The organism is Streptomyces sp. NPDC041814, from assembly GCF_055590565.1.
In genome coordinates, this window is the sequence record NZ_JBVJAM010000010.1 from 313,404 (window position 1) to 328,661 (window position 15,258).

Below are 15,258 nucleotides of genomic sequence, written 5' to 3' on the forward strand. Positions count from 1 at the left end.
CTCAACGCCCCTTGCGGGCGATCCGCTTCGCGATCCGCTCCGCGTCGCGGGCCAGTTCGCGGAGCATGCCGCTGATGGGGTTGGTGAAGCCGGTGAAGTAGAGGCCGGGGGCCTGCTTCGGGGTGCGGGGGCCGTGGACCGCCGGGCGGCCCCGGGCGTCCAGCACGCCGAGGTGGCCGACCAGCGGTTCGAGGGCGCGGCGGTAGCCGGTCGCGGCGATCACGGCGTCCGGGGTGGCCCGGGTGCCGTCCGCGAGGACCACCGCGTCCTCGTCGAACGACTCGACGGCCGCCACGGGTTCGACCCGGCCGCGCTTCACCGCGTCGATCAGGCCGACGTCCTGGACCGGGATCGCGCCCTCCTTGACGCGGGAGTACAGGCCCGTGTCGGGGCGGGGCAGTCCGTGCTCCGACAGGTCCGGCACGGCGGCGCGGGCCATCAGGCGGCCCGCCCGGTCCACCAGGGCGACGGGCAGTCTGCGGACCAGGATGCCGGTCGCCTGCGCGGGCCAGCCCGCCGTGGAGCGGCGCACGATGTGCGGGACGGTGCGCACCGCGAGCCGTACGCGTGCGGCGCCGCCCTCCACGAGGTCGACGGCGATCTCCGCGCCCGTGTTGCCGACGCCGACGACCAGGACGTCCTTGCCCGCGTACGGGGCCGGGGAGCGGTAGTCCGAGGCGTGCAGGAGGTCTCCGGTGAACGTCTCGCGGCCCGGCCAGTCCGGAAGGCGCGGGGTGTGGTTGAAGCCGGTGGCGACCACGACGGCGCGGCCGGTCAGCTCGCGGCCCCCGCTCGCGCTCAGCCGCCAGCCGGTGCCGTCCGCCGCGCGGTCGATCCGGGAGACCTCGACGCCGGTGATCACTTCCAGCTCGTGGTGCTCGGCGTACTTCTCCAGGTACCGCACGACGTTGTCGCGGGCCACCCAGCGGCCGAACTTCCTCGGCATCGGCAGCCCGGGCAGCGCGGACCAGCGCCGGGTGGTGTGCAGGTGCAGCCGGTCGTAGTGGCCGCGCCAGGAGGCGCCCACGGCCCCGGACTTCTCCAGCACGACCGCCCGGACGCCCCGCGCGCGCAGGGCGGCAGCCGCGGCCAGTCCGCCCGGGCCGCCGCCGATGACGTAAACGGGGCGGTCCTCGGTGAGGTCGGTGGGGGCCGGGGAAGTGCTACCGGCGGTAGGTGCGCTGTCGGACATGCTTCGGAGCGTAATCGCGCGACTCCTTGATGGGTCTCGGTCAAGACCGGAATCGATTGCGAATTGATCACGCTCGAACGCGGGTGCGGGGGCGCGGTACCCGCGCGTCGGCCGGAACGCCCCCGGTGGCAGGCTGTTGATGCCCGATCCGTACGGCCGTGAGGGAAGCGATCCGTTGAACACCGGCAGCTACTACGAGCGCATCGACGCCCACCGCTACAAGCCGACCGCCCATGCGAGCGGTGCGTGGAGCACGGACGAGGTGCACTTCAGCCCGTTCGGCGGGCTCCTCGTCCACGCCGTCGAACGCCACCTCGCGGAGCGGCCGGGCGAGCGCCTGCTGCTGTCCCGGATCAGCTTCGACATCCTCGGGCGGCTCGCCCTGGACGAGTGCGAGATCCGCGTCGAGACCGTCCGCCCCGGCCGCACCATCGAGCTCGTGGAGGCCGTCGCGCTCATTGCGGGCCGCCCGGTCGTACGGGCCAGGGCCTGGTCGCTCGCCCCCGTCGACACGACCGGGGTCGCTGACGGCGAGGACGACCGGCTCACCCCGCCCGAGGCGCTCGCCCCCTGGCCGATGGCCGACCTCTGGCCCGGCGGCTACATCGCGTCGCTCGACGTCCGCCCGCTCGCCCCGCCGCTGCCCGGCCGCACCACCGCCTGGATCACCACCCCGCTCGACCTGGTGGCGGGCGAGACCGCCGGGCCGCTGGCCTCGTACGTGGCGCTCGTGGACACCGCCAACGGCATCGCCGTACGCGAGCAGCCCACCGAGTGGATGTTCCCCAACGTGGACCTGACGATCCATCTGCACCGCCAGCCCGAGGGCCGCTGGACCGGCCTGGACACCACGGTCGTCTTCGGCCCCACCGGCCAGGGCCTCACCAGCACGGTCCTGCACGACGTCAACGGGCCGGTCGGCCGGGCGGAGCAGATCCTCACCGTCCGCCCGCTCTGACCGGCCTCAGCGCCGCGCGCGGCGCTCGCGCAGACCCGGGCGGCGGATGCGGACGCCGCCCGCGCCGCAGGAACCGGTGATCCTCAGCAGGGGCGCGCCCGGCGCCCGCTCGCCCTTGACCCTCGACTTCAGGCCCCCGAACGCCAGGTCCAGCGCGTCCGTGTCCACGCCCCAGCCGTCCGGCACCACGATGCGGACCCCGCCCATCTGCGCGTCCACCTCCAGCTCGACCACGGGCACCCGGCACTCGGCGCCGCTGAAGTCCAGGAGGGCGCCGCCGAGGCCGCCCGACACGACGATGCGCGCGGGGACCTTCCAGCCGCCGGTCCGCCGCACCTTGTGCATGCCGCCCCGCACCGTCAGCGGCTCGCCCGTCTCCCGCACGGCCGGGCCGCCCAAGTCGTCGGTGATGGGCGCGAGTTCGCCGTACGTCTTGGCCGTGAGGGCCAGGTTGAGGCGTTCGTCCAGCTCCTCCATGTCGATCCGCCCCTCCGCCGCGGCCTCCCGCAGCTGCTCCACCACCGCTTCGCGGTCGGCGTCGGACGCACGCATACGGGCGGTGGAACGGGCGGGCTCGGCAGTCATGCACCTGATGATACGGAGCGGGGTGAAGGCCCTAGCCGCGTCGCCTCGTGCGCTCCAGCCACGGGCCGAACTCGCTCTCCAGGACCAGTCGTCCGAGCTTCCGGTACTCCGCCAGCACCGCCCCGACCAGCTGCTCGGTGTCCAGCGGACGGCCCGACTCCGCCGCCTGGTACGCGGCCGTCACCGCGCACGCCCGGATCGAGCCGCCCGTCAGCTCGAACCGGTCCGCGCACGTCGGCAGGTCGAGGTCCGGGGCGCGCGGGACCTCCGTACCCAGGCAGCGTTCCCACAGCGCGAGCCGCTGCTGCGCGTCCGGTACGGGGAAGTCGGCGACCACGTCCAGGCGGCGGGTGAACGCCTCGTCCAGGTTGGCCCGCAGGTTCGTCGTGAGGACGGCGATGCCGTCGAAGGACTCGACCCGCTGGAGCAGGTACGCCGACTCCACGTTCGCGTGCCGGTCCTGGGCGTCCTTGACCTGCGAGCGCTTCCCGAAGACGGCGTCCGCCTCGTCGAACAGCAGCACCGCGTTGACCTCGGACGCCTCCACGAAGATCCGTTCCAGGTTCTTCTCGGTCTCCCCGACGTACTTGTCGACCACGGACGACAGGTCGACCACGTACAGCTCCATGCCCAGGTCCGCCGCGACGACCTCGGCCGACATGGTCTTGCCCGTCCCCGACTCCCCGGCGAACAGCGCGACGATGCCCCGCCCCCGGCCGCCGCCCGGCCGCATCCGCCACCGCCCGAGCACCTGGTCCCGGTGGCGGGCGCGCAGGGCCAGGTCGGAGAGCTGGCGGCGGGTCGCCGGGGGCAGCACGAGGTCGTCCCAGCCGACGGTCGGCTCGATGCGCCGGGCGAGGCGGGCGAGCCCCGCGCCGTTCTGCGCCCGGACGGCGGTCCGCAGATCGGCGGCCTCCACCGGGCGGCCCTCCTGCACGGCCAGCCGGACGGCCACGTCGGCGGCCCGGCGGATCTGGCCGGAGTCCAGCCGGTACGCCCGGGTCGCGTCCGCGAGCAGGGCGTCGGCCTCCTCCGTCCCGGCGGCGAGCCCGGCCGCGGCACCGGCCCCGGTGAGCGCGCCGCGCCACCGCCGTACCGCGTCCGCCGGGTCCGGCGGCGGGACCGGCACCGTCACCGGGCTCTCCCCGGCCCACAACGGGTCCCAGTGCTTCCGCCCGTACACGAGCAACGGCGAGCCGCCGCCGACCGCCGCGCACAGCGCCCCGACGAGGGCGGCGCCCTTGGGCTGTTCCGGCGCCAGCGCCTCCAGCGGGCCGAGCACCAGCCCGCCGCCGCTCAGCCGGGCCTCGGTCGCCAGCATCCTGACCGCCCGCTCCGGTCCGGGCGCCGCCGCCAGGGCCGCCGGGTCCACGACGAGCGGGCGCAGCCCGGACGCGGCGAGCGCGCCGACGGCGAGACGGGCCGGGTCGCCGCCCCGGTCCAGCAGATGCGTGAACCCGCTCCCGGTCCCGGCGGCCGCCGCGACGCGCCGGGTGACCGGGCCCGTGTCCGGCTCGTCGCCGGGGTCCCCGACCCGGACCAGCCCGTACAGCCGGGCGTCCACCTCGTCGTCGCCGAGCAGATGCGCGGTGATCCGGTCCGGGACGCGCAGCACCCGGGAGAGCAGGGGGAGTTCGGGGTCCAGCACCTCCACGAGTCCGGACGCGACGAGCGGCGCGGAGGGCGCGAACCGGAACCTGCCGGGGCCCGCGCCGGGCAGCCCGCACAGTTCGAGCGCGAGCCCGATCGTGGCGCGCCGCCGGGTCAGGTCGTCGTTGAGATACCCGTACAGCCTCTCGAACCGTGCGTCGATGTCCGGGGCCAGGGCGACGAGCAGGAGATCCACGTCCGGCCCGGTCAGCCCGAACCGTTCGGCCAGCTCCGCGATCCGCCCGCGCTCGGGCGGCGCGCCGGGGCCGAGGTCCGGTACGGGGAGGAACGCGTCGCGCGAGTCCAGGAGGCGCTGGGCACCGTCGGGCGTGAGGTACTGCCCCCGCAACGGATCATCCGGTGCCGGGTCGGTCTCGCGGCGCAGTGCGACGGCGGTCCGCACCCGCCGCTCGACGTGCCCGAGCCGTTCCCAGAGCTCGGCGACGGAGGTGCCGGGGAGCTGCTGAGCGACGGTCACCGGGCGACCCCGCCCCCGCGCCTCCGCCGCCCCGGCGGGAGCTGCCGCTCGCGTTCCGCCGCGAAGCCGTCGCCGGACGCGGCCGTGCCGCCCCCGTAGCGCAGGCGGCGCCCCGGCTCCGTCGCCCCGCCGTCCACGGCGGCGGCCGTGCGGACGAGCAGGCCCTCCGTGACCGGCGGCCCGGCGGGCTCCACCTCGCCGGAGAGCGGGGCCCACACGCGTACGTCGATCGCGGCCTTCAGCTCGCCGCCCAGCGCGGACCAGACGTCCACCGTGGACGGGCGGTCGCCCGAGCCCGCTGAGGCGGCCTCCATCTCGACGGTGAGGGCGAGGTCGGCGAGGCTGCCCGTGAGCATCCGGGCGGGCAGTGTGCGGGTGCGGATCAGGCAGCGCAACACCTCGGAGAGCAGGCGGTGTTCGTCCTGGGGCCGGTTGGTCCACGCCGTCACCAGATACGTCAGCTCGAACCAGCGCGGGGGCTCGCGGCGGCCGGTGACCAGGCCCTCGGCGTCGTACTCCTCGGACGTGCCGCTGCGGCGGCGCGTCGCGTCCTCGCGGATGCCGTACAGGAAGACGCTCACCGTGGGCGCGTTGCGGCGGGCGGACCAGTCCTTCGTCGGGGCGTCGAAGACGAGGTCGACACCGCTGTCCTCCAGGCCCGCGTCCACCAGCAGCAGCCGCAGCGCCTCGTCCACTTCGTGGATCACCGGCGCCCCATCTCGTCCGGCGGGACCAGGTTGCCCGTCACCACGAGGAAGTCCGTCCTCACCGGTGAGAACCCGGGGCCGGAGGCGGTGATCTCGCGCGGCCCGGTCCGGTCCTTGACCATGATCAGCAGCTGCGCGATGAACGTGCCGTCGCGGCCCGGCAGGGTGGGCGCGGCGGCGGCCGTGATCCCGGGCTTCCAGGCCAGCTTCACGGGCGCACCGGGCGGGAAGTCCTTGCCGCGCACCGAGGTGACGAAGCCGGGCTTGCCGATCTCCGGCACCGAGACGATCCGGGGCTGGAGGATGCGCAGCGGGATGCGCGAGACGTTGTCGCCCCGGTCCGCGTCGGTGCCGGTGGTCGTCAGCGTGCCGGTGATCCGGGCCCGCAGCGCGTGGTCCGGGGCGAGCACGACCCGCAGGACCGAGGAGGCGCCCGGCGCCAGGTCGGGGAGCGCGCACACCTCGCCGGTGCAGCCCGCCGGGAGCGTGGCCACGGGGATGCCGGAGGGCAGCCCGAGCCGCAGCCGGAGGCCGGTGGCGAGGGCGTTCGCGCCGTTGCGGACGGTGTACGTCACCACGACCCGGCCGCCGACGTAGCCGGGGCTGGGCTGCGCCCGGACCACGACGCCGGGTCCGGCCTCGGGCGCGGGCGGCAGGGCGGGCGGCTGCGCGGCCGGGGGCGGCAGCTTGGGCGGGGTGGCCGGTCCGGAGGGCGGCGGGCTCGGCAGTTCGGGCGTGGTGCGGACCCGTACGGAGGTGCTGGTGGCGTTGTCCGTGGGGTTCGGGTCCACGACCGCCCCGGTGACCGACCAGCCCAGCTCCCAGGGCCCGTTGGTGACGCCGATGAGCCGCACGGTGACCGGGACCCGGGCGCCGGGCGCGAGCACGCCGAGGTCACAGCTCGGCGCACCGTCGTCGTCGCACGCGCCCGTCGGGGTGGACATGCCGTCCAGCCGGACGCCGGGCGGGAGGTCGGCGACCAGCGTGGTGCCGGGGGAGGGGGCGGGGCCGTTGTTGGTGACGGTGACCGTGACGGACACCGACGAGCCGGTCTCCACGGTGGGCACGGTGGGCTGCGCGGTGACGGCCAGGTCCACCTTCTGCTGGAACGCGGGCTCCTTCTGGCGGCCGGGCAGCTCCGCGGTGAGCGGGGTCAGGGTGCCGGTGGCGAGGACGAGTTCGGAGAGCTGCTCCGGGGAGTTGGGGGCCCGGCCGCGGCGGTGGCTGAGGACCAGCCGGGAGGCGTCCGGCGACCAGGCCACGTCACGCGGCTGGTACGGGCCGGTCGTCTCGACGTCCGGGATCTTCGCGGCGCACGCGGCGGGGTCGCCGCTCCGGCCGGCCGGCAGGACGACCCGGCAGTTCTTGCCGTCCGGGGAGGTGACGACGACGCTGGCGCGCTGGTTGATCTGGTCCGCGCGGTCCTTGCGGTTGAAGGCGATGGACCTGCCGTCGGGCGAGAAGGCGGGGCTGTCGTCGATGACCTTGCACTCGCCGGGGCAGCCCCCGAGGCGGCTCAGGTCCTTCTGCTGCTTCAGCGCCTTCACCGGCGCGGTCCAGACGTGCTTGATGCCGCCGAGACCCCGGATGACCTCGGCGCGGGTGAACGCCAGCAGGGTGCCGTCCGAGGACCAGGCGGGCTGCGCGTCGGCGCCGGTGACCTCGCCGTCGGGCGGCACGATCTCGCCGGAGATGCGCCCGGAGTCCACCTCCGCGACGAGCACGCGGCTGGTCCAGGAGCCGTCCGTACCGGGCGTGGACCGGGTGAAGGCGAGCAGGGTGCCGTCCGGCGAGAACGAGGGGTCGGTGTCGCGGTCCCGGGGGCCGCGCCCGTCCAGCTCCATGGGCGACGGGTGCCTCCCGTCCGTGTCGGCGAGCCAGATCCGCTGGACCCGCTGCCCGTCGATCGTCTCGAACTTCGTCACGGCGATGTGGCGTCCGTCGGGCGTGTACGTCTGCCGCTCGGTCCAGGGGTCGTAGCCGTCGGCCGGGTGGAACAGCGGGTCGACGGCCGGGTCGTCACTCGTGTTGGTCAGGGCCCTGGGGTCCTCGCGCAGGACGTCGAGCCGGAGGTCGCGGGGGTCGGAGCCGTCCTGCCGCATGTCCTGGAGCGTGACGAGGGCGGGGTCCTTGGTGGTCCTGCGGGTGACGACGGTGGACCAGGAGTCCGCGGTCCCGAGCACCGCCGGGGTCTCCACCTCGCGGTCCTCGGTGAGCACCATGTGCGGGGCCGGGTCGGCCAGGGACACGATCCGGTAGACGTGGTCGTAGACGGAGCAGCCGCAGTCCGTGTTGGGGCTGAGGAAGAGCAGGCCCTCGCCGTCGGGCAGCCAGGCCGGTGACCGGGAGCCCCAGTCCTTGCCGAGACCGGTCAGCACCGGCTGGGCGGTCCCGGACCCGTCGGTGGCGACCCGCAGCCGGTGGCCGGTGTCCGTGTCGGAGGTGGGTTCGACGTGCAGCGTGTAGGCGATGCGGGAGCCGTGGGCGCCGTCCTTGACCGGGTTCCACTCGGGCTCGTCCGCGTTGCCCTCGGCGCTGTTGCTCAGGCACGTCACCGTGCCGCCGTCCAGGTCGCGTGCGTAGATCTGCGTGCCCGCCTCCGGGCCGCCGTCACTCGCGTACGCGATGCGGGTGCCGTCCGGGGAGAGCGTCGGGGACGTCTCGTCGAACGTGGTGTCGGTCAGCTGCCGCGTCTTCCCGGACCCGTCGGTGGGCACCGACCACAGGTCCCGGCGGCCGCCGTTCCCGGGCGAGTCGAAGACCACGGTCTTCCCGTCGGGGGAGAGCTCGGGATGCGCGGCGTCCATGCCGCTCGTCAGCCGCAGTACGTTGCCGGCCGCGTCGCGCAGGTAGACCTGGGGGCGCTTCTCGTCCCGGAGGCCGGTGAACACGAGCGCGTCGCCGCGTCCGTAGGCGTCCTGGTCGTAGTGGGCCGGGCCGTCGCTCCCGAACAGGTCGCCCGTGGCCGTCTCCGACGTGACCCGGCCGAGGCTGCGGTGGCCCGTACCGGCGAAGGCGATCCGGCCGGTGTCGGTCACCGCCTTCGACGCGGCGGCGGCCGGCTGGGCGCTCTGCGGGGCGGACACGGAACCCGCCACCAGCAACGGCGTCAGCAGCACCACCGCACCGCACATCCGGCGCAACCGGGCACCCCTCGCCGGGCCAGCAGGACCGCCCACGGTCCACCTCACAGTCTGGTCGATGGTTCTCCACGACGAGCATCCCGCCGAAGGGCGCGTCCGGACAGGGCCCGGAGTACCCCGGGACGGGGAAGACCGGGTGCCCTTTGGGGGCGGCGGGGGGCTAACCCGGGTGGCGGTCCGCGAGGCGGCCGGCCTGCTCGGGCCCGACGTCGCCGCGGACGCCCTGAAGCAGGAAGCCGATGTGCCGGAGGTCGTCCAGCAGTTCCTCGTAGCCCGCCTGTGCCTGGATGTCGCGGAACTCGACCCGCCGGTGATCCTCGTCCGAGTCGTTCATGTGCTCAAGGTTGACCGCCTGGTAGTGCAGCCGGTCCTCCGGATGGGCGGCGACCTTGTCCCGCAGGTTCGGCGTCGCGTCCTGGTGGAGGGGCAGCGTCATCATGTGCTCCTGCAGGCGCCGTACCGCGCCGGGCAGATCCACATTGCCCAGGAGCGCGTCGTCCATGATCTGCGTCAGCAGCGCCTGCACGCGGTCCAGATGGGCCCGGCCCTGGGGGAGGTCCCCGGTCCACGGCGCGTTCACCGCGTCCTTCCCTCGCGGTGCGGCGCCGAACCTGTCGACCCACGCCTCCCACTGCGACTCCCACTCCCGCATGGACTTGACGAAGAGCTCGACGCTTCCGCCGAAGGTCGAGGAGCTGTCCAGCGAGATGTGCCCGCCGCCCCCGAAGATGCTCTGGTCCACGCGCAGACCGCTGTTCTCGGCGAGCCGGAAGATGTGGCGTTCCACGATGTACTGCACATGGGTGGCGTGCAGGCCGGCGATCGGGGTCGGGTCGGTCCGGGTCTCCAGGCAGGCGTCGTCCATGGTGATCTCCCACCACCACGTCGTATCGCCCTTGGTGTACGTGAACTTCCGTGCCTCCTGGCCCTTCACGGTGGTGTTGCTCACGGCCAGCTCGAAGCCGGCCGGCAGATCGGCGGCCTGGACCCGCCCGGCCCAGTCGTTCATCTTGTTCCGGGCGTAGGTGATCGCGGACCGTGCGCGGGCGTCCGCCTGCCCGGTCAGCCCGCTGATGTCCACGCGCAGCGGATTGCCCCCGGTGATCCCGTTGAGGGTGTCGTCCGTGAACGTGAACTCGGTGCCCACGACGGCCTGCGGCAGCGGCTTGTCGTAGTCGGACGGCTCCCCGACCTTGCGCGAGGTCAGGACCTCCTGCTCCATGATGTTCAGGTTCCGCATCACGGCGGTCAGCGACGCGTCCAGGTTCGCTCCCGCCGAACCGGCTGCCCCGCCGGTCGCCTGCACCACGGTTTTCCACTCGGCCTTGATGCCCAGGTCCGCGACCAGCTTCGCCAGAAGCTTGTTCTGCAACGGCTCCCCCAGCACCAGCTCCGCGTAGTTCCTCAGGATGTTCCTCGCCTCGGCGGACTGGAAGTACTGCAGGGCATCCTGCCGCCAGGCGGCGGCGTCACCGCTCGCGGTCGGCGCCATGAACCGCTGCACGGCGTCCGCCCTCGCGCGTCCCTGACCCGCGACCGGCTCCCCGGACTCCCGCGCCGCCGGGGCCGCGCCCCGCATCACGCGGTGGGCGTTCGCCTCGGCCGCCCGCTCGAAGCGGTCGGACGGGTCGGAGATCCGCAGCCCGTCCCCGTGGTCCGTCCCGGAGACCGCGCCCTGCCGCTGCTGGATGACGTGGGTCAGCTCATGGGCCAGCGTGTGCTTGTCGCCGCCGCCCTCGCCGATGACGACGTGGTGGCCGCTCGTGTAGGCGCGGGCCCCGACCCCGGCGGCGGACGCGCGGGCCGCCGCGCCGTCGTGGACGCGTACGTCCGAGAAGTCCGCGCCGAGCCGGGTCTCCATCTCCGCGCGCAGCGACGCCTCCAGCGGCCTGCCGCTGCCGTTCAGCACGTCGTGGACGGCCGAGCGCTGCACGGCGGGCTGCTCCGGGCCCTCCTGCCGGGGCTCCGGGTGGCCGGCCCGCCGCAGCAGATGCAGGGCGGCCGCGTTGCCCAGGGTGCGCTGGACCTCCAGGAGCCCGGCCCGTTCGGCCGGGGCAGGGACGCGCGCGGGGGCGGACCGGGTCTCGGCGGTCCGGTCGGTGCGGTGCTCACGCTGGGACAACGGTCTGCCTTTCCACGAACGGTCACTGCCAACAGACCGGCAGGACCCGGCCCGGGGCAAGGGGCACCGGGGCAGACCCCGGGACGCGGGCCCCGGCCCGACGGCCGCACCGGGGCACCGAGGGGGCAACGTCCGCTGCCCTCCCGGTGCCGGACCAGGGCCTGGCGTCAGATCAGCCCGTGACGCATCGCGTACCCCACCGCGTGCGCCCGGTTGCGCAGGTTGAGGCGGGTCGCGACCTCGTGCAGCACGTTCTTGACGGTGCGTTCGGAGTACGAGGTCTTCTGCGCGATCTCCGCCGTGCCGTAGCCCTCCGACACCAGCCGGATCATCTCCGCCTCGCGCGTCGTGAGCGTGGACAGCGAGAGGCCCCTCGGGTCCAGGACCGAGCGGTGCAGGCTGCTGACGTGGTCGATGAGCTTGCCGAGGAGGTCCCCGGGAAGGACCCCCTCGCCCTTCGCGATGGCCGTCACCAGATGGACCAGCCGGTCCTGGTCGGCCTCCCCGCGCCGCAGCACGGCGGCCACCCCGTACTCGATCAGGGTCTGGAGGGCGCCCGCCTCGAAGTAGCCGACGACCAGGCCGGTGCGGGTGGCGGTGTTGCGCTGGAGGCGGTGCAGGAGCTGGACGGCCGGCTCGTTCACCACGTCCACCACCACCAGGGACACCTGGGCCCGGTCCGCCTCCTCGTCCGGTATCAGCTCGATCTCCGGGCGCCGGCGCAGCTGTTGCACCACCCCGGTCCGGAGGATCAGGTCCTCCGCGTACACCGCCACCGAGACCCGGCCGGACGCCGGGGCGGCTATGCCGGGGGCGGGCTGCTCGGGCGGTGCGAGGCCGCGCGGAACCGCGGCCCCCGTCGTCGTCATGTCTGTCGTGATCGTGGTCATGTGCTCGTCCTTCTGGGCCGCTTCCGCCGAATTCCGTTACGTCCGGTGCCGTACGCGTACGTCCCGCGCCGGCAGGGGGACCTGGCCCGGGGATGCGGTGCGGGCATCCGGCGCGGGTGTGCCCCCGGGGCACCGCCCCTGCCCGCACATTGCCCTCGCGCCCCTGCTGCCGGGGGTGCGGTGCGGCCTAACGTCGCAGGGTGACCACATCTGCCGAACTCGCAATGCCCACGGTGACGGTGTCGCCCGGCGCCGAAGCGACGACCACGCTGACCGTGCGCAACGACGGGGACATCGTCGAGGCGTACACCCTCGACGTGGTCGGCGACTGTGCGGCGTGGACCACGGTGGAACCGGCCCGGGTCTCCCTCTACCCCGGCACCTCCGAGACCGTCACGGTGCGCTTCGCGCCGCCCCGGTCCCACGAGGTCCGCGCCGGTGAGAAGCCCGTGGGGATACGGGTGCTGCCCGCCGAGCACCCCGAGTCCGTGGCCGTCCCCGAGATGACGGTGGTGGTCGAGCCGTTCCACGAGCTGCGCGCGCGGCTGGAGCCGGGGCGCCGCCGGGGCTGGCTGGGGGCCCGCTTCCGCACCGTCGTACAGAACCTTGGGAACGCTCCCACGGAGGTCGCGCTCGCGGCCCGGCAGCCCGGCGAGGAACTGCGCCTCGCGTTCACGCCGGAGCGCAGGAAGCTGGAGCCCGGTGAGTCCGCCGAGGCGGGCCTCAAGGTCCGGGCCCGGAAGCTGATCTGGTTCGGCGCGCCGGCCGCCTGGCCGTTCGAGGTGGTGGCCGGGGAGCCGGAGGACGCCGGGGCCGAGAGCCCCCGGGCGGGCCGGCCGGAGCCGCTCCAGGGCGAGTTCGCCCAGCTCCCGCTGTTCCCGAAGTGGCTGCTGATCCTGCTCGCGGCGGTGCTCGCACTGCTGCTCGCCTGGTTCGCGCTGGTGCGCCCGGCCGTCCGCAGCACCGCCAAGGAGGCGGGCGCCAAGGCCGCGCAGGAGGAGAACCGGCAGCCCAGGCAAGGCGGTTCGGCCTCGGGCGGCGGGCAGCAGGACCCCCAGGGCAAGGGGGAGGGTTCGGCCGGCGCCGACGGGTCCGGCGGTGCGACGGGCGGCTCCGGCTCGACCGGAGGCTCCGGCGGCTCGGGCGGTTCCGGCGGCGGGGGCGGCGGCCAGCAGAGCTCCGAGACCATCGACGTGAAGACCACCGCCGGGGGCCGGAGGGCGGGCACCTACGTGGTCCCGGCAGGCAAGACTTTCGGTGTCACGGACATCGTCGTGGCCAATTTCCAGGGCGACGAGGGGCTGCTGACCATCTCCTTCGGGCAGCGGAAGATCACCACCATTGCCCTGGAGACGTTCAGGAACCAGGACTACCACTGGGTGACCCCCATTCAGATACCGGAGAAGGCGGCGGTCACCGTTTCCGTGACCTGCTCCAAGCCTGGGACTCCGGCCACCGGTAAGCAGGCCTCCGGGTGTCACCAAGTGCTCAATGTGAGCGGCGTGTTGAGCGACGTTTCGCGAGAGGAACGATAGCGCCGGATTCCTGGCTTTCTGTTCCCGCTGTGTGAACAGACGGGTTTCCCACCTGCGGGGATGCGCCACCACGTGTTCATCCGGGTGTGTCCCTTCACACACCCGGACACACCCGGAACCACTGGACCCGCAAATGCCCGGAGTGCGGGCAGCGGGCCAATTCCGGCGTTTCCCGGGTGATTCCCGGTCATTTCCGCGCGGGGCAAATGGGCTGGACCACCGGGACCCGCGCTCGGCGGAGCGGACCGGGCCTCATCCGGTTCCCCGGAGCGACCGGGGAAATCCGGCCGATCTCGTCGGCCCGGCCCCTCATTTCTGGCTGAATCCAATCCCTCGTGCCCGGCGTTCCGGGGCACCGGCCCGGAAAGGCAGCCGCCCTGCCCCCCGGCCAGGACTTTGAGACCTACTGCCCGCGCCCGCCCTCTGCCAAGACTGGGCGGGCGAACGTCTGACCAGCCGAAGGAGCGAGCATGCCGTCGTACCTCACCCCAGGTGTATACGTGGAGGAGGTGCAGTCCGGAGCACGGCCCATCGAGGGTGTCGGCACCGCGGTCGCCGCCTTCGTCGGCTTCGCGGAGACCGGCCCCTTCCACCGGCCGACGCTGGTGACCAGCTGGGACCAGTACGTTTCGACGTTCGGCACCTTCACCCCGGACACGTATCTGACGCTCGCCGTCCACGGGTTCTTCAGCAACGGCGGCGGCGCCGCGTACATCGTGCGCATCGGCGGGCCCGCCGAGGACGCCCCGCAGGACGGTGCCCCCGCGACGGCCCCCTCCGTGGCCATCGGCGGCTTCCTGGTCTCGGCCCGTCCGGGTGCCGGCGACGGGATCTCCATCGAGGTCGCCGACGCCGAGGGCGAGAACCCGCCGGAGGACCGCTTCCGCCTGCTGGTCCGCCAGGGCGGGAAGGTCGTGGAGACCTTCGACACCTCCGTACGCAAGAACGTCAAGGGCTACCTGGTCACCCAGGCCCGTCAGTCGAAGCTCATCGAGGTCACCGAGCAGCCCGGCACGGCGCAGTCCCGCCCGGAGAAGCAGAGCCTCACCCTCGCGCCCGCCACCCCGGACGCGACCACCACCGGCCGGACCGGCCCCACCGAGTACGTGGGCGACGCGTCGGCGCGTACGGGCATCGCGGCCCTTGAGGCGATCGACGAGATCACCATGGTCGCCGTCCCCGACCTGATGAGCGCCCACCAGCGCGGTGACATCGACGACGAGGGCGTCAGGGCCGTACAGCTCGCCCTCATCGCGCACTGCGAGCAGATGGGCGACCGGGTCGCCGTCCTGGACACCCCGCCCGGCATGAACGCCCAGCGCGTCCGCACCTGGCGCAACGACGACGCCGGTTACGACTCGCGCTACGCGACCGTGTACTACCCCTGGCTCAAGGTGCTCGACCCGGCCACCGGCCGCCAGACCCTGATGCCCCCGAGCGGCCACGTCGCCGGTGTCTGGGCCCGCAGCGACGGCGAGCGCGGTGTGCACAAGGCGCCCGCCAACGAGGTCATCCGGGGCGCGCTCGACCTCGAACTCCGGCTGAGCCGGGGCGAGCAGGACCTGCTCAACCCGATCGGCGTCAACTGCGTGCGCGCGTTCCCCGGCCGGGGCATCCGGATCTGGGGCGCCCGCACCCTCTCCTCCGACCCGGCCTGGCGCTACCTCAACGTCCGCCGGCTCTTCAACTACCTGGAGGAGTCCATCCTCCTGGGCACCCAGTGGGTCGTCTTCGAGCCCAACGACGACCGCCTCTGGTCGAGCATCCGGCGCAACGTCACCGCGTTCCTGTCCGAGGAGTGGCGCCGGGGCGCGCTCTTCGGCCGTACGGCGGAGGAGGCGTTCTACGTCAAGTGCGACCGGGACAACAACCCGCAGGAGTCCATCGACCTCGGCCAGGTCGTCTGCGAGATCGGCGTCGCGCCGGTGAAGCCGGCGGAGTTCGTCGTCTTCCGCCTCTCCCAGTTCTCGGACAGCACGAGCCTCGTGGACGAGTGAC

General features: G+C 73.8%; 10 protein-coding genes. 3 read left to right on the forward strand and 7 right to left on the reverse strand.

Annotation, left to right across the window (positions count from 1 at the left end):
- Nucleotide 1: 1 nt before the first annotated feature.
- The gene (locus ACZ6C6_RS25640; protein WP_469205677.1) at nucleotides 2-1,192 is read right to left on the reverse strand and encodes a flavin-containing monooxygenase; all 1,191 of its coding nucleotides are present in this window, start codon (nucleotides 1,190-1,192) and stop codon (nucleotides 2-4) included.
- A 175-nt stretch (nucleotides 1,193-1,367) separates the two neighbouring features.
- On the opposite strand from ACZ6C6_RS25640, the gene ACZ6C6_RS25645 reads away from it, so the two are divergent.
- Nucleotides 1,368-2,150: a thioesterase family protein gene (locus ACZ6C6_RS25645; protein ID WP_469205679.1), complete on the forward strand. Its 783-nt coding sequence runs from the start codon at nucleotides 1,368-1,370 to the stop codon at nucleotides 2,148-2,150.
- A 6-nt stretch (nucleotides 2,151-2,156) separates the two neighbouring features.
- Here the strand turns inward: ACZ6C6_RS25645 and ACZ6C6_RS25650 are convergent, their stop codons facing one another.
- From ACZ6C6_RS25650 to ACZ6C6_RS25675, 6 genes are all read right to left on the reverse strand, one after another.
- Nucleotides 2,157-2,735, reverse strand: coding sequence for a DUF1707 SHOCT-like domain-containing protein (locus ACZ6C6_RS25650; RefSeq protein ID WP_469205681.1), 579 nt, complete (start codon nucleotides 2,733-2,735; stop codon nucleotides 2,157-2,159).
- Between the two features lie 31 nt (nucleotides 2,736-2,766).
- Nucleotides 2,767-4,863, reverse strand: coding sequence for an ATP-binding protein (locus ACZ6C6_RS25655; protein ID WP_469205683.1), 2,097 nt, complete (start codon nucleotides 4,861-4,863; stop codon nucleotides 2,767-2,769).
- Nucleotides 4,860-5,570: a Pvc16 family protein gene (locus ACZ6C6_RS25660; protein ID WP_469205685.1), complete on the reverse strand. Its 711-nt coding sequence runs from the start codon at nucleotides 5,568-5,570 to the stop codon at nucleotides 4,860-4,862. Before ACZ6C6_RS25660 ends, ACZ6C6_RS25655 begins: the two co-directional genes overlap by 4 nt.
- Nucleotides 5,567-8,704, reverse strand: coding sequence for a hypothetical protein (locus ACZ6C6_RS25665; protein ID WP_469205740.1), 3,138 nt, complete (start codon nucleotides 8,702-8,704; stop codon nucleotides 5,567-5,569). Before ACZ6C6_RS25665 ends, ACZ6C6_RS25660 begins: the two co-directional genes overlap by 4 nt.
- Nucleotides 8,705-8,873: 169 nt before the next feature.
- Complete coding sequence (locus ACZ6C6_RS25670; protein WP_469205687.1) at nucleotides 8,874-10,835, reverse strand: eCIS core domain-containing protein; 1,962 nt, start codon at nucleotides 10,833-10,835, stop codon at nucleotides 8,874-8,876.
- Between the two features lie 167 nt (nucleotides 10,836-11,002).
- A complete protein-coding gene (locus ACZ6C6_RS25675) occupies nucleotides 11,003-11,725 on the reverse strand; it encodes a helix-turn-helix transcriptional regulator (protein WP_469205689.1) in 723 nt (240 codons plus the stop codon).
- A gap of 224 nt (nucleotides 11,726-11,949) precedes the next feature.
- Here ACZ6C6_RS25675 and ACZ6C6_RS25680 point away from each other — a divergent pair, with 224 nt between their 5' ends.
- Both ACZ6C6_RS25680 and ACZ6C6_RS25685 read left to right on the forward strand, forming a co-directional pair.
- On the forward strand, nucleotides 11,950-13,260 hold the full coding sequence (locus ACZ6C6_RS25680; RefSeq protein WP_469205742.1) for a COG1470 family protein: 1,311 nt from the start codon (nucleotides 11,950-11,952) through the stop codon (nucleotides 13,258-13,260).
- A gap of 470 nt (nucleotides 13,261-13,730) precedes the next feature.
- Nucleotides 13,731-15,257, forward strand: a complete 1,527-nt coding sequence (locus ACZ6C6_RS25685; RefSeq protein WP_469205691.1) for a phage tail sheath family protein — start codon at nucleotides 13,731-13,733, stop codon at nucleotides 15,255-15,257.
- The last annotated feature ends 1 nt before the right edge of the window (nucleotide 15,258 follow it).

Excerpts from the sequence above, each read along its gene's own strand:
- ACZ6C6_RS25640 (WP_469205677.1), bottom strand. The coding sequence starts at position 1,192 with ATGTCCGACAGCGCACCTACCGCCGGTAGCACTTCCCCGGCCCCCACC.
- ACZ6C6_RS25650 (WP_469205681.1), bottom strand. The coding sequence starts at position 2,735 with ATGACTGCCGAGCCCGCCCGTTCCACCGCCCGTATGCGTGCGTCCGAC.
- ACZ6C6_RS25665 (WP_469205740.1), bottom strand. The coding sequence starts at position 8,704 with ATGTGCGGTGCGGTGGTGCTGCTGACGCCGTTGCTGGTGGCGGGTTCC.
- ACZ6C6_RS25675 (WP_469205689.1), bottom strand. The coding sequence starts at position 11,725 with ATGACCACGATCACGACAGACATGACGACGACGGGGGCCGCGGTTCCG.
- ACZ6C6_RS25680 (WP_469205742.1), top strand. The coding sequence starts at position 11,950 with ATGCCCACGGTGACGGTGTCGCCCGGCGCCGAAGCGACGACCACGCTG.
- ACZ6C6_RS25685 (WP_469205691.1), top strand. The coding sequence starts at position 13,731 with ATGCCGTCGTACCTCACCCCAGGTGTATACGTGGAGGAGGTGCAGTCC.